Annotated in this window: 14 protein-coding genes; 9 read left to right on the top strand and 5 right to left on the bottom strand. The window is 63.8% G+C overall.

Going from position 1 to position 13,582, the window contains the following annotated elements; genetic code table 11:
• Window positions 1-176: 176 nt before the first annotated feature.
• Window positions 177-884: a monofunctional biosynthetic peptidoglycan transglycosylase gene (mtgA, locus tag VGD20_RS09905; protein WP_331134281.1), complete on the bottom strand. Its 708-nt coding sequence runs from the start codon at window positions 882-884 to the stop codon at window positions 177-179.
• Window positions 885-1,125: 241 nt separating this feature from the next.
• Between mtgA and VGD20_RS09900 the strand changes: the two genes are divergently transcribed.
• On the top strand, window positions 1,126-1,788 hold the full coding sequence (locus VGD20_RS09900) for a transporter (RefSeq protein ID WP_331134280.1): 663 nt from the start codon (window positions 1,126-1,128) through the stop codon (window positions 1,786-1,788).
• Window positions 1,789-1,892: 104 nt separating this feature from the next.
• On the opposite strand, the gene VGD20_RS09895 is transcribed toward VGD20_RS09900, so the two are convergent.
• From VGD20_RS09895 to VGD20_RS09880, 4 genes are all read right to left on the bottom strand, one after another.
• Entirely contained in the window at window positions 1,893-2,276 is a 384-nt protein-coding gene (locus VGD20_RS09895; protein ID WP_331134279.1) for a cupredoxin domain-containing protein, read from the bottom strand.
• A gap of 77 nt (window positions 2,277-2,353) precedes the next feature.
• Window positions 2,354-3,256, bottom strand: a complete 903-nt coding sequence (gene rpoH, locus VGD20_RS09890; RefSeq protein ID WP_331134278.1) for an RNA polymerase sigma factor RpoH — start codon at window positions 3,254-3,256, stop codon at window positions 2,354-2,356.
• 80 nt (window positions 3,257-3,336) lie between these two features.
• Entirely contained in the window at window positions 3,337-4,293 is a 957-nt protein-coding gene (locus tag VGD20_RS09885; protein ID WP_331134277.1) for an RluA family pseudouridine synthase, read from the bottom strand.
• Window positions 4,294-4,354: 61 nt separating this feature from the next.
• Complete coding sequence (locus tag VGD20_RS09880; protein WP_331134276.1) at window positions 4,355-4,909, bottom strand: hypothetical protein; 555 nt, start codon at window positions 4,907-4,909, stop codon at window positions 4,355-4,357.
• A 164-nt stretch (window positions 4,910-5,073) separates the two neighbouring features.
• Between VGD20_RS09880 and VGD20_RS09875 the strand changes: the two genes are divergently transcribed.
• From VGD20_RS09875 to VGD20_RS09840, 8 genes are all read left to right on the top strand, one after another.
• Window positions 5,074-5,718, top strand: coding sequence for a histidine phosphotransferase family protein (locus tag VGD20_RS09875; protein WP_331134275.1), 645 nt, complete (start codon window positions 5,074-5,076; stop codon window positions 5,716-5,718).
• Between the two features lie 63 nt (window positions 5,719-5,781).
• A complete protein-coding gene (locus VGD20_RS09870) occupies window positions 5,782-8,169 on the top strand; it encodes a chemotaxis protein CheA (RefSeq protein WP_331134274.1) in 2,388 nt (795 codons plus the stop codon).
• Window positions 8,166-8,603: a chemotaxis protein CheW gene (locus tag VGD20_RS09865; protein ID WP_331134273.1), complete on the top strand. Its 438-nt coding sequence runs from the start codon at window positions 8,166-8,168 to the stop codon at window positions 8,601-8,603. Before VGD20_RS09870 ends, VGD20_RS09865 begins: the two co-directional genes overlap by 4 nt.
• Window positions 8,604-8,679: 76 nt before the next feature.
• Entirely contained in the window at window positions 8,680-9,054 is a 375-nt protein-coding gene (locus tag VGD20_RS09860) for a response regulator (protein WP_058802094.1), read from the top strand.
• A gap of 25 nt (window positions 9,055-9,079) precedes the next feature.
• Window positions 9,080-10,180 carry a chemotaxis-specific protein-glutamate methyltransferase CheB gene (gene cheB, locus VGD20_RS09855; RefSeq protein ID WP_331134272.1) on the top strand — a complete coding sequence of 367 codons (1,101 nt, stop codon included), beginning with the start codon at window positions 9,080-9,082 and terminating at the stop codon, window positions 10,178-10,180.
• Complete coding sequence (locus VGD20_RS09850) at window positions 10,177-11,034, top strand: CheR family methyltransferase (RefSeq protein ID WP_331134271.1); 858 nt, start codon at window positions 10,177-10,179, stop codon at window positions 11,032-11,034. The genes cheB and VGD20_RS09850 overlap by 4 nt, the downstream gene beginning before the upstream one ends.
• Window positions 11,035-11,101: 67 nt before the next feature.
• Window positions 11,102-11,791, top strand: a complete 690-nt coding sequence (locus tag VGD20_RS09845; protein ID WP_331134270.1) for an N-acetylmuramoyl-L-alanine amidase — start codon at window positions 11,102-11,104, stop codon at window positions 11,789-11,791.
• Between the two features lie 240 nt (window positions 11,792-12,031).
• The coding region (locus VGD20_RS09840; protein ID WP_331134269.1) for a TonB-dependent receptor at window positions 12,032-13,582 on the top strand (1,551 nt) is incomplete at its 3' end.

Raw genomic sequence — 13,582 nt, 5'->3', positions numbered from 1 at the left:
CAGGAGGGGCGCGGCCGAGCCCCTCCTGGCGCTAACGACCGGGAGCTGCCGATAGGGATGTGCACCTCGGCGAAGCCGGGGCCCAGAATTCTGACGCGAACTTGGCGTGCTGCCGCATGGACCCCGGCTTTCGCCGGGATGCACAATAGGGACAACTCCCCACTCCTAAGCCGACATTATTTATAGATGCATGCATCCAGCCCGTCGCGCCGTACTTGGCCGATACGCCGCTGGATCGTGTTGCCATAGCGGCGGGTAAAGCCCGACGGACTTACAGCCTCGCGCTTCTTGGGAAGCGGCAGGATCGCCGCGATCCGCGCCGCCTCGGCGGGTGTCAGCTTGCTCGCGCCATGGTTGAAATACCGCTCCGCCCCCGCTTCGACGCCATAGGTACCGATACCGGTCTCGGCGACGTTCAGGTATACCTCCATGATCCGCCGTTTTCCCCAGATGCTTTCGATCAGGAAGGTGAACCAGACTTCGGGCACCTTGCGGACATAGCGCGTCCAGCCGCTGCCCTGCCAGAGGAAGACATTTTTCGCGGTTTGCTGGCTGACCGTCGATCCGCCGCGCATGCGCTTGCCCTTGGCGTTGCGTTCGATCGCCTGTTCGATCGCGTCGCGGTCGAACCCGTTATGCGAGCAGAATTTCCCGTCCTCGGCGGCGATCACCGCGCGGACCATGTTGCGGTCGATGTTCGACAGGCTCTCCCAGTCCTTCGTGATCCCGCCGCTGTCGAGCAGCATCGTCAACGTCACCGGCGGCGGGACGACCGCATACACGAGCACCCATGCGACCGAGATCGCGATGAACCATAGCAGCCATTTGAACGGTCGTAGATACCAGGGGAGCTTGCGCTTCTTTGCGCGGGAGGAAGTTGCCATGCGGGCAAATTAGCCGCTTGCGGTTTCGAGGCAAGCAGGCTTGATCCATCTTTTGCTTTCCGGAACAGGAAAGGCCGGTGTTCCGGCAAAAGAGAGGCCCCCTATGTCCTTCCGAACCCTCCTTCTTTTCATGATGGCCGTATCTGCTACGCCAGCCCTTGGACAAGAGGATCGCCGCGATCTTTGTCCCGACCGGCCCGGGCTCGGGACGCCTGCCTGCACGGTCGAACCGGGTTCGACGGTGTTCGAGATCGGGCTCGCCGACTGGACGCTCGATCGAAACCCCGGCAGCCGGACCGATGCGTGGACTTTCGGCGACGCCTTGCTGCGTACCGGACTGACGCCATCGCTCGAGATACAAGTCGGCTGGACGATGCTCGGCCATGTGCGCGAGCGCGACCGGTCGACGGGCGAGGTGAACAGCCGGACCCGGACCGGCGATGTTACGCTCGCGTTGCGGCAGAATCTGAACAATCCCGACGGATCGGGCCTCTCGGTGGCGCTGATGCCGTACGCGACGCTGCCCTTGGGCGGCGGGGGCATCGGAGCGGGCGACTGGGGCGCGGGATTGATCGTGCCAGCCAGTTTCGACCTCGGCGCCCTGTCGCTCGGGCTCACGCCGCATGTCGACGCGGCGGTCGACGGCGACGGCGATGGTCGTCACCTGGCCTATGGTTCGGTCGTGGGGGTCGGCTTCAACCTGTCAGGCGATGTGTCGATGGCGGCGGAAGTGTCGCTGACGCGCGATCGCGATCCGGGCGGTCGCACCACCGAAGCCCTCGCAGGTCTCTCGGCGGGTTGGCAGCCCGATGCCAACAGCCAGTGGGACGTCGGCGTCAATGCCGGCCTCAATCGCAACAGTCCCGACATCGAACTCTATTTCGGCTTTGCACGCCGTTTCTGAATTTTGTGATATGGCCGTGTCGTCACCGATGAAAGGCAGGACTGCTCCGGGGTGAAGTCAGTCCGCAGCTCTTCGGCGGCGAGTCAAATCGCCGACCGGGTTGGTCAGTCGACGACGACCTTGCCGGTCATGCCGAGGCTGCTGTGCATGAAGTGCGAGCAGTGCGCCTTGTACGTCCCCGCCTTGGGAATGAGCGTGACATCGAGCGCTTCATCCTTGCCGAGCGAGACACGGCCCTTCGCGCCCTCGACCTTGGCTCGGTTGGCGGCATCCATCGTCGCGGCGGAAAAGAATTCGGGGGCGGTGAAATCATGGCCGCCCGATCCCTTGTTGACGAAGTGGATCGTCGTGCTTTGCCCGGCGTGGAGGTGCAATTCTTCGGGCGAGAAGCTGAAATTTGCCAGCGTGACTTCCGTTTTCGCCGCTTGCGAGGCGGCGGAGACGGGAGCGGCGAGGGCGATGGCGGCGGCGAGGAACATCAGGCGCATCGGCTTACTCCTTGCGCCGGACAATCGGCGCAGCTTGGCCCCGTTTCGTTTTTTCGCCCCTTGCTTGCCGCCGGGGCTCAGGCCCCGACCAGCCGCCGGTCGCCGGCGAGCTTCAGCATCGCCTTCTGCAGCTTTTCGAAGGCGCGCACCTCGATCTGGCGCACGCGTTCGCGGCTGACGTCATAGACCTGGCTCAGGTCCTCGAGCGTCTTCGGATCGTCGGTCAGGCGGCGCTCGGTCAGGATATGGCGCTCGCGCTCGTTGAGTGTTTCAAGCGCTTCGCTCAGCAGCGAGTGGCGTACGTCGCGTTCCTGCGCTTCGGCGACGCTTTCGTCCTGCAACGGGCCTTCGTCGCCCAGCAGGTCCTGCCACTGGCTGTCGCCGTCTTCGCCCATCGGCACGTTCAGCGAGGTGTCGCCGCCCATCGCCATACGGCGGTTCATGCTGACGACTTCGTCTTCGGTAACGCCGAGGTCGGTCGCGATCTTCGCGACATGCTCGGGCGACAGGTCGCCGTCTTCGAACGCCGCCAGATTATTCTTCATCCGGCGAAGGTTGAAGAACAGCTTCTTCTGCGCCGCGGTGGTGCCCATCTTGACGAGGCTCCACGAGCGCAGGATGAATTCCTGGATCGACGCGCGGATCCACCACATCGCATAGGTGGCGAGGCGGAAGCCGCGTTCGGGGTCGAACTTCTTCACGCCCTGCATCAGGCCGATATTGCCCTCGCTGATCAGCTCGCTGACCGGCAGGCCATAGCCGCGATAACCCATCGCGATCTTGGCGACGAGGCGGAGATGCGACGTGACGAGCTGCGCCGCAGCTTCATTGTCGCCATGCTCCTGGAAACGCTTCGCGAGCATATATTCCTGCTCGGGGGTCAGGAGGGGGAATTTGCGGATTTCGGCCAGATAGCGGTTCAGGCTCGCCTCACCGCCGAGCGCGGGCACCGTTGCCGGAACATTGCTTTTGTTAGCCATGGGTAGAGACTTCCCTTATTTTCAGAGGAGAAATATGCCGCGGTTGGATCCGGCGGTCAAAATAGATTTTCATTCGAAACCTAAACGCGCAATTCATCGATCAGTTCCCGCATGTCGCCTGGGAGTTCGCTGTCGAGCGCGATATCGTTACCGGTCACCGGATGAATAAAACCCAAATGGGCGGCGTGCAACGCCTGACGTACGAAATTGCGGGCCCGAAGTATATCAGACAAAGGTTTGCGTTGGCGCCCGTAGACGGGGTCGCCGACGAGCGGATGGCCGATATGCGCCATATGGACGCGAACCTGATGCGTACGGCCGGTTTCGAGCCGGCATTCGACCAGAGTCGCATTTTTCAGCGGCTCGACCGTCCGGTAATGGGTGATCGCGTGTTTGCCGCGTCCTTCGGCCACCACCGCCATCTTCTTGCGGTTCGTGGTCGACCGGCCGAGCGCGGCGTCGATTGTGCCGTTCGCCGGGATCGGCCGCCCGGTCGCAAGCGCGAGATAGCGGCGATCGATGCTGTGCGCGGCGAATTGTTTCGCGAGACCCTCGTGCGCCTTGTCGTGCTTTGCCGCGACGATCAGCCCGCTTGTGTCCTTGTCGATGCGGTGGACGATGCCAGGCCGCGCAACGCCGCCGATCCCCGACAATTGCCCCGCGCAATGATGGAGCAGCGCGTTGACCATCGTGCCGTCGAGATTGCCCGCGGCCGGATGGACGACCATCCCCGCGGGCTTGTCGACGACGATCAGATGTTCGTCTTCGAAGGCAATGACGAGATCCATATCCTGCGCGACATTATGCGCGGGCGTTGCAGCGGGCAGGCGAACCTCGATCAGCGCAGATGCGCCCGCCTTTGCCGAAGGATCCCACAGGGTTGTGCCGTTCGCATCGACCACGCGGCCGCCCTTGATCAGGTTCTTCAAACGCTCGCGCGAAAGGTTGGGCAGGGCCTCGGCAAGCGCCCGGTCGAGCCGCAGCCCAACTGCGCTCTCCTGAAGCGCCACGGTCAGAATGTCGTCGTCCCCCTGCATTGACGGGCATATGGGGCGTAGAGAGCAATTTTCAAGGCGAGGCCATGCTGCTCGCAGATTGTCATCCCGGTCTGGAAAGCTTCCATTTCCGATAGAGGTTCGCAATGGAAACAAGGATCAGCGCAACCCATGTGCCAAGCCATACGAGATTCCAGCCGCGGAACGGATCGGGGACGCTGAGCGAGGCGAAAAGCAGCGTTGAGAAGATCAGCAGTGTCGCGACATGGAATCCGTAGCTCTGCTCGACGAGTATCCGGTCGCCGATGTCCTTCCGCGATAGCGGCGGACCCGCCTTCGGGCGCCGTTCGAGGGCGCGAGCCGGGGCGCGCCAGATGTAGAGGTGCGCTAACACGAGCGGAACGGTTAGAGACGCGATGATTGCCCAATAAGTCAGCGAATTTCGGTCGATCGCCTCGTGGTTTGCCTCCCAAGCTATCATTGCGATCGCGATCGCAACGATAATTCCGATCGTCGATACCATCATTCGGCGCAAATCCCGCCGGAAGGCGTCGACAAAGGCTTGTCGTTCCTGCGCGCTGACACGGACGGCTTCGGCTTTTAATCCGGCGCGATAAAGGAAACCGTCGCCGTCGGGCTCGAACTGCGCACAGAACATGCGCATAGCGCCGCCATCATTCGATAATATCCCCATGTCTCATGGTACCGCACCGCATAAGCGATGCAAGGGGCCGCCGCTTTCGCTTGCTCCCGGAGTGTATGCTGCCTTAGGGAGCAGGCGCGAGCCGGAAATATCCGGCCTTGCGGGGAGCCTGTTCTAAAATGACCGACGATCGCGTCGATTTCGCCTCGATGTTGGCCTCGCGCCTGTGTCACGACCTGTTGAGCCCGGTGGGTGCTTTTGCCAACGGCCTCGAACTTCTCGCCGACGAGAAGGACCCGGCGATGCGCGAGCGCTGTTTCGAGCTACTCGAGCAAAGCGCGCGGACATCGGCGAACAAGCTCAAATTCTTCCGCCTCGCTTTCGGTTCGGCGGGCGGCTTCGGCGAGCTTGTCCCGGCGGACGAAGCGAAGTCGGCGATCCAGGGGATCATCGGCGACCGCGCGATCGACCTCAACTGGATGATCGGGACCGATCCGCTGCCCAAACCCGCGGTAAAGATCATCCTCAACCTTTCGCTCCTTCTCGTCGATGCGCTGGTGCGCGGCGGCCGGCTTGATGTCGGCTGTGAAAAACAGGGCGAGGCCATCGAAATCGCGCTGCATGTCGAGGCGGAGCGCATCTTCCTCGACGGAGACGTCGAAACGATCCTCAAGGATGGCGAAGGCGCCAGCGAAATGACCTCACGCACCGCGCCCGCTGTGCTGGTGCAGGCGGTCGCCGCCCAGAATGGCGGGACCGTCATGCTGGCGCGCGAAACCTCGACCTCGTTGCTTGTAGGGGCCGTACTCCGCGGCCGCGAGTAAAGTCTCCCTTAACCATTCTCCGCCATGGTGGAGCCTCAGTTTTTGGGGCGCACCGGGACGGCGATGGACGATCTGCTGAACGACTTTCTGGCCGAAACGGCGGAAATCCTTGCCGAAGCCGGCGGGGCGATTGTCGCATGGGAGGCCGACCCCGCCGACCGCGCGCAGCTCGACGCGATTTTCCGCCTTGTTCACACGATAAAGGGCAGTTCGGGTTTTCTGGCCCTGCCGCGTGTCACCGCGCTCTCGCACGCCGCCGAAGACGCGCTCGACCAGGTACGCCGTGGCAATCGCCAGCCGAACGCCGCGCTGTTCTCCGGGGTGCTCGGGATTCTCGACCGTCTCGGCGATCTATGCACGGTATTGGGCAAGGACGGCGCCGAACCGCCGGGCGACGACCGTGATGTCATCGCCGCGCTTGCGGTGCGGGATGCTTCTGCAGAAACGCTCGAAGTTGCGGGCGTCCCGCTGCGCCGCGACGATGATTTGAATGGGGAATTGCAAAGCTGGCGTTCGATCCGGGTGCCGTTGCCCTTGCTCGACAGCGTGATGACCGGGGTGACCGACATCGTGCTCGCGCGCAACGAATTCGCGCGAATGTTGCGGGAATCGGGCGCCGAGCCATCGGTGATCGCCTCATTCGAGCGCCTGTCGGACTCGATCGCGGGGATGCGCCAATCGGTCAGCCAGATGCGTATGCAGCGGATCGACAAGCTATTCGCCCCGTTGCCGCGCATCGTTCGCGATCTGGCGCAGGAAATGGGCAAGAAGATCGCGTTCCAGACGAGCGGCGGCGAGGTTGAGCTCGACCGCGAGATGATGGAAAATATCCGCGACCCGCTGATCCACATCGTCCGCAACGCGATCGATCATGGCGTCGAGGCGCTCGAGGATCGCGTCGCGGCGGGCAAGGACATCACCGCGACCATTTCGGTGTCGGCGCGCCAGTCGGGCAACCAGATCGAAATCGAGATCCGCGACGACGGCCGCGGCCTGTCGCCCGACGCGCTGGTCGCGAAGGCGATCGCATCGCGCGCGGTGACTGCGAGTGAGGCGCGCATGCTCGGACTCAGGGAAAAGCTCGACCTGATCTTCCGACCCGGTTTCTCGACCGCGGCGAAGGTGACCGCGGTGTCGGGCCGCGGCGTCGGCATGGACATCGTCAAGGCGAATGTCGAAAAGATCGGCGGCATCGTCGAACTGCGCAACGACGAGGGGCGAGGGCTCACGATCCTGCTTCGCGTGCCGATGACGCTCACGATCATTTCGGGTCTGATGGTCCGCGCGGCGGGGCAATATTTTGCCATTCCGCGTGGTGCCGTGCGTGAAATCCTGCTCGAAAGCGGCGATACGGTCCGAATCGACCGCGTCGGCGGCGGCGAACTCGCGACCGTGCGCGGCGAGCAATATCCCCTGCTTCGCCTCGAGGCGGTTCTCGGCCGCGAAGCCGACGACAGCGACGACGTCGACGACCGCGCGCTCGTCATCGTCCGGCCGGGGCAGGGGCAAAGCTACGCGCTCAGCGTCGCGGCGATCCACGATCACGAAGAACTGGTGATCAAGCCTGCGGCGCCGATGATCATGGCGACCGGCCTCTACGCCGGCACGACGCTGCCCGACAACGGGCGCCCGGTCCTGTTGCTCGATGTACAGGGCATGCTCGCCGCTGCGGCGATCGACGCGAGCGAGGCCGGCCGGAGCCACGACCGGATGGCGGAAGCCGAGGCCGAAGCCATGGCGGCGCGCAATGCCGTACAACTCCTGTTGTTCCGCGATACGAACCGCCGTGTTCGCGGCGTCCATCTGTCGGTGATCGAGCGGGTCGAGGAAGTCCCGGCCGCGGCGCTGTTCGAAAGCGCAGGCCGCGTAAAGGCACAGATCGGCGCCGACATCTTCCCGGTCCATGCGGTGACGCCGCCGGCCGGCGAGGGGACGCTGAAGCTCCTGCGCCTCTATGACGGGCAATCGGTGCTTTGCTATCCGATCGCCGAAGTGATCGACATCGTCCGTCTGCCCGAGGGCGTGCAGCCGTCGTTGGCACCGGGCCTGATCGCGGGGGTTGTTCTCGTCGGCGGGGATCCGGTCGAACTGATCGACCCTTATTGGCTTATGGAGCAATATGCCGCCGGTGTGCCCGCGGGGGCGCTGCGCCAGCCGCTCTGCCGCCTTGCCGACGACGATGACGGCTGGGGCCATAATTTCCTGGCGCCGATCCTTCGAGGTGCCGGTTATCGCGTCGTTTCGGCCGCCGATGCCGAGGACGAAACACCTGACGTCATATTGTGCCTTACCGAGGGGGACGCCTGTCGCCAGGTGGGCGGCGAAGTGCCGGTCATCCGCCTGCGCACATCGGTCGCCGCCGCCGGTCCGGAGGACGAGACCGTCTATCGCTATGATCGCCAGGCGCTGCTCGATGCGCTTCGCCGGCAGGTCGGGGGAGAGCGCGGATGATGGAAAAACTCTATCTCGTCGCGCGCATCGCCGATACGCGCGTCGCACTGCGCAGCCGCGCGATCAATTCGGTCGTTACCGTCGGCACCCCGGTCGAAGTGCCCGGTGCGCCGCCGCATGTCGCCGGGCTCTTTGCGCTGCGCAGCCGCGTCTTCACCCTGATCGACCCGCATGTCGTCATCGGGCTACCCGCGGTTCCGGTGACGCCGGGGCAACGCGTGATCGTCGTCGATGTCGCCGAACATGGTTATGCGCTGCTCGCCGACGAAATCGAGGATGTCTGTTTCATCGAGGCGCCGGAAACGCGTATCACGGGCAAGCTGCTGCCCGGCTGGGCGCGCGTTGCCGCCGCGACGATCGAGCATCAGGGCGCATCGCTGCTCGTCGTCGACCCGTCGAATTTCATCACCTTGCCGACCTTAAAGGCAGCATGATTCCTGCCGTTTATTAACGGGCTGAATACCCCTTCACCGTAAACATGCCCAATCCACGGGGGTCGGAGTTAATTTGATGTCGAAATCTTGCCTGGTCGTCGACGACAGCAAAGTCATTCGCAAGGTCGCACGCCATATCCTTGAAAGCATGTCCTTTGCTGTCGAAGAGGCAGCAGACGGGCAGGAGGCGCTGACCTTTTGCCGCGCCAATCGTCCCGACGTCATCCTGCTCGACTGGAACATGCCGGTGATGAGCGGAATGGAATTCCTCGGAGCGTTCAACGACCTTGATTACGGTCATGAGGAGCGGCCGCGCGTCGTGTTCTGCACGACCGAAAACAGTATCGACCATATCCGCGCCGCGATCGAGGCCGGCGCCGACGAATATGTGATGAAACCGTTCGACCGCGAAACGCTGGAAGGAAAATTGCAGCTCGTCGGCATCGCCTGAGATTTTTCCATTTGAGGTTTTTTCGGTGGCCCGACCGCAACCCCTGATACCCGATCCAGAGCCGTCGGCGCGGACGGTGCGGGTGATGCTCGTCGACGACAGCCTGGTCGTGCGGAGCATTCTCGAGCGCATTGTCGACCAGCGGCCGGGGCTCAAGATTTGCGCGTCGGTTGCCTCGGCGCATGACGCGCTCGATTATCTGGCGCGTGAGCCGGTCGACGTCGTTGTGCTCGATATCGAAATGCCGGGGATGAACGGTATCGACGCGCTGCCGCATATACTGGAACGCGCGGAAAGGGCCCGCGTCCTCATCCTGTCGTCGAACTGTGTCGAGGGTGGCCCGGCCGCGATCGACGCGCTCGCGCTCGGCGCCAGCGACACGCTCGCCAAGCCCGGGCGCGGCAGCTTCTCGGGCCGTTTCGCCGAAGTGCTGACCGACCGGATCATGACGCTCGGCCACCAGCAGGAGTTTCCGGCGCCCGTTCCGGTAGCGGAACGCCGCGTGCCACCGCCCGCAGCAACGGTCGTCGACACCAATCAGCCGATCGAATGCATCGCGGTCGCGGCGTCGACCGGCGGCATCCCGGCCTTCTCCAATTTCCTCGCCAATCTCGACCCGCGGATCACCGCGCCGATCCTGCTGACCCAGCACCTGCCCGACGCCTTCATGGAATTCTACGCCAGGCAGATCGCGACGATGACGACGCGCCGGGTGCGCGTCGCGGCGGCCGGGATGGCGGTCGAACGCGGCTGCATCTATCTCGCGCCCGGCGATGCGCATCTGCTGGTCGTCACGGATGGCCGCCGCCACGAAATCGCGCTCGATCGCCGGGTGGTCGACAATGGCTGCTGCCCGTCGGCCGATCCGATGCTCGATTCGGTCGCCGATGTTTATGGCCGGGGCGGTGTTGCCGTCATCCTCAGCGGAATGGGCCGTGACGGCGTCATCGGCGCCGCGCGGCTGAAGGAAGCGGGCGGCACCGTCTTCGCGCAGGCCCCAGAAAGCTGTGTGATCTGGGGCATGCCGGGGGCGGTTGCCAAGGCGGGCATCGCCGCCGCGACCCTGAATCCCGACGCGATCGCGCTGATGCTCGGCAGCTTCCTTCCCGGGCGCCGCAAGTCATGATGGGCGCCACGGCCAGCGAATCGGCATACCGCGTCCTGATGGGCGTACTCGAATCGCGGACCGGGCAGACGCTGTCACCCAACCGCATCTGGCGCATCGAAATGTCGCTGAAGCCCGTGATGCAGCGCCATGGCATCGCCGATCTCGACGCGCTGGTCGCGGCACTCGTGACATCGAACAGCCGGCAATTGCTCGACGATACCGTCGACGCGATGCTCAACAACGAGACCTATTTCTACCGTGAACATAGCGTATTCGACGAAATCGCGGCGACGGCGCTGGAACGGATCCGCGAAATCAACGCCCAGCGCCGGCGAGTGACGATCTGGCATTGCGGCGTTTCGACGGGGCAGGAGGCCTATTCGCTGGCGATGCTGATCGCCGAGCAGGGCGAAAAATGGGCGGGCTGGCAGATCGATATCGTCGGCACCGATGTCAGCTATCACGCAATCGGCCGCGCGCGGGTCGGCCTCTATAGCCAGTTCGAGATCCAGCGCGGGCTGCCGGTCCAGCGGATGGTGCGCTGGTTCGACCAGACCGAGGGTGGCTGGCTGGCCAAGGCGGACCTTCGCCGCCGGATCGATTTTTCGGTGCAGAACATGCTGACCGACCGGCCGCCGCTGGCGAGTCCCGCCGACCTGATTTTCTGCCGCAACCTTCTCCTCTATTTCTCGGCGCCGATGCGGCAGAAAGCCTTTGCGCGGCTTCGCGCGATGGCGGCGCCGCAGAGTTTCCTTGTCCTCGGCGCCGGCGAAACCGTGCTCGGCCAGACCGACCAGTTCGTCGCGAGTCCACGCCTGCGCGGGCTTTACGAGCCCGCCGATCAGCAAGGCCGCCGCGCCGCCGCGGCCTGACCTTGCTTTTTGCGCTCCGCTGGCGCAATCGACGGGCTGGCAAGGACAGGACGGACCCATAAAGCGAATGAGCGATTTTATCGAACGCTGGTCTCCCAATTTCGACGAGCGCGCGCTGCCTATCTCGATGATCGTCCTCCATTATACCGGCATGAAGAGCGGCGCTGAAGCCCTTGACCGGCTTGCCGACCCCGAAGCCAAGGTGTCGGCACATTATGTCGTCAGCGAGGACGGGCAGATCACCCATATGGTGCCCGAGGACAAGCGCGCCTGGCACGCCGGGAAATCGCACTGGCGCGGGGTCAGCGACATCAATTCGGCGAGCGTCGGTATCGAGATCGTCAACCCGGGGCACGAATGGGGCTATGTCCCGTTCCCCGACCCGCAGGTCGCCTCGGTCGTCCGGCTCGTCCACATGATCAAGGATCGCCACTCGGTCACGCGCGGCAACGTGATCGGCCATTCGGATATCGCGCCGACGCGCAAGCAGGATCCGGGTGAGTTGTTCCCGTGGGAGGAACTCGCACGCCGCCGCCTTGCTTTGCCTCGCCCGACCAAGAAGCTGACCGATCCGCTGTGGACCGACGCGGGCTTCCTGCTCGCGCTCGAACGCTTCGGTTATGACGTGACCGACGGTTTTGCCGCGACGGTCGCCTTTCAGCGCCGTTTTCGTCCCGAACTGATCGACGGCACGGTCGACGGCGAATGCCGCGCGATCCTGCTTGCGTTGCTGCTGCCGCAACCCGAGGGAGGATAGCGGAAGCCGTAGCGGAAACCGCTTGGCCCGATCGATCGGCTGTGCCCCGTTCGCGGTGGGTGCAACGAACCTGTTGCAAATAGGTCACAAAACAGCAGGAAATTCCGCCAGGCGGCCAAAACTCCTTTACGCATCCGCCCCAAAGGCTCATCGGCCCCAACCGGGGGGCGGTGCTAGGTTGCAAGCCTTCCAAGTGCCGTCCTTTCTGATTCTGCCCCAAGCAGCGAGGAAAACTGCACTGTGAAAAAAGCCTATCTCCCCCTTCTGAAATTAACCGCCGCACCCTTCGTGCTGAGCGCCGCGATTATTTCGATCCCTGCCTATGCGCAGGACGCCGACGTCGCTGCCGCCGATGAAGCGGGCGCCGACACGATCGTTGTCACCTGCTCGCGCATCGCGCGCCCCGAACTCGAAGGGTCGAGCCCCGTTCAGGTACTGAGCGAAGCTTCGATCGTGCAGCAGGGTTCGCAGAACGTCGCGGACATTCTGAACGAAATGCCGTCGATCGGCACGGGCTTGGGCCGCACCAACACCAACTTTGCGACGAGCGGCAATGGTGTCGCCACGGTCAACTTGCGCAACCTCGGCGCCAACCGCACGCTGGTGCTGGTCAACGGCCGCCGCGTCGCGGCGGGCCTCGGCGGTACCTCCGCCGTCGACATCAACAATATCCCGACCGACCTGCTCGAGCGCGTCGAGGTCCTGACCGGCGGTTCGTCGGCCGTTTACGGCTCCGAAGCGATGGCGGGCGTGGTTAACTTCATCTTGAAGGATGATTTCGAGGGCATTCGCGGCCGCGTCCAGGCGGGTATCACCGACGAAGGCGACAATGGTCGCCAGATGCTCGGCCTGACGGTTGGCAAGAATTTCGCCGACGGCCGCGGCAACATCACGATTGCCGGCCAATATGACCGCGATACGGGACTGCGTTCGAACAAGCGCAAGATTTCGGCGGAAGACGTTCCTTTCCGCAGCGGCTATGCTCCGCAGGGCCAGTTCTTCGTCGGCGACGACGCCTACACCTATGACCCGTCCGGCAACCTCAAGGAAGGTTTCGACAGCGCCGTTGACGGCTATAATCGCAATGGCGACCGCTACATTGCGGTTCCGCTCGAACGCTATCTCGTCAACGGGCTCGCGCATTTCGATTTCAGCGATTCGCTGACCTTCTTTGCAGAAGGTACCTATGCCCGGGTGAAGTCGCGCTCGCGCCTCGAGCCCTATGCGTTCGACAACTCCGATGCGCAGCTGCCCGACGGTACGATCCTGCCTGGCCTGGCGTTCGACAATCCGTTCATTCCGCAGACGCTCCTCGATCGTGCCGCAGCATTGAACAGCGATCTCGATCCCGACAATGACGTCAGCGAAATCGGCTTCACCAAGCGTTCGAACGGTGTGTTCGATCGCTCGAACCGCGCCAAGCGCGAGTTCTACCGGGCGGTTGCGGGTTTCCGCGGCACCCTCTTCAACGACTGGAGCTGGGACGCCTATTACAACCGCAGCCAGACGATCGAAAACACGTCGTCCGAAACCGCGCTGCGCGACCGGCTCTATTATGCCCTCGACGCGGTCGGCGCCGATCCCGCTACGGCGGTCTGCCGCGACGCGGCGGCGCGGGCGGCGGGCTGCCGTCCGCTCAACGTCTTCGGCGCCAATTCGGCATCGCCCGAATCGATCGCCTACATCACGAATGATGGCCAGCTTTCGACCTATCGCGCCAAGATCAACCAGGATGTGTTCGCCGCGAACATCTCGGGTCCGATCTTCCGCCTGCCGGGCGGCGATGTGAAA

This window comes from Sphingopyxis sp. (genome assembly GCF_036402335.1).
GTDB lineage: Bacteria > Pseudomonadota > Alphaproteobacteria > Sphingomonadales > Sphingomonadaceae > Sphingopyxis.
Note: the sequence above shows the minus strand (reverse complement) of the source record. Positions and strands in the feature narration are given on the sequence as shown.

What these genes read in the sequence shown, in the direction of transcription:
- rpoH (WP_331134278.1), bottom strand. Translation starts at nt 3,256, where the DNA reads ATGGCTAACAAAAGCAATGTTCCGGCAACGGTGCCCGCGCTCGGCGGT.
- VGD20_RS09850 (WP_331134271.1), top strand. Translation starts at nt 10,177, where the DNA reads ATGATGGGCGCCACGGCCAGCGAATCGGCATACCGCGTCCTGATGGGC.
- mtgA (WP_331134281.1), bottom strand. Translation starts at nt 884, where the DNA reads ATGGCAACTTCCTCCCGCGCAAAGAAGCGCAAGCTCCCCTGGTATCTA.
- VGD20_RS09845 (WP_331134270.1), top strand. Translation starts at nt 11,102, where the DNA reads ATGAGCGATTTTATCGAACGCTGGTCTCCCAATTTCGACGAGCGCGCG.
- VGD20_RS09895 (WP_331134279.1), bottom strand. Translation starts at nt 2,276, where the DNA reads ATGCGCCTGATGTTCCTCGCCGCCGCCATCGCCCTCGCCGCTCCCGTC.
- VGD20_RS09860 (WP_058802094.1), top strand. Translation starts at nt 8,680, where the DNA reads ATGTCGAAATCTTGCCTGGTCGTCGACGACAGCAAAGTCATTCGCAAG.
- VGD20_RS09865 (WP_331134273.1), top strand. Translation starts at nt 8,166, where the DNA reads ATGATGGAAAAACTCTATCTCGTCGCGCGCATCGCCGATACGCGCGTC.
- VGD20_RS09885 (WP_331134277.1), bottom strand. Translation starts at nt 4,293, where the DNA reads ATGCAGGGGGACGACGACATTCTGACCGTGGCGCTTCAGGAGAGCGCA.
- VGD20_RS09875 (WP_331134275.1), top strand. Translation starts at nt 5,074, where the DNA reads ATGACCGACGATCGCGTCGATTTCGCCTCGATGTTGGCCTCGCGCCTG.
- VGD20_RS09880 (WP_331134276.1), bottom strand. Translation starts at nt 4,909, where the DNA reads ATGTTCTGTGCGCAGTTCGAGCCCGACGGCGACGGTTTCCTTTATCGC.
- VGD20_RS09870 (WP_331134274.1), top strand. Translation starts at nt 5,782, where the DNA reads ATGGACGATCTGCTGAACGACTTTCTGGCCGAAACGGCGGAAATCCTT.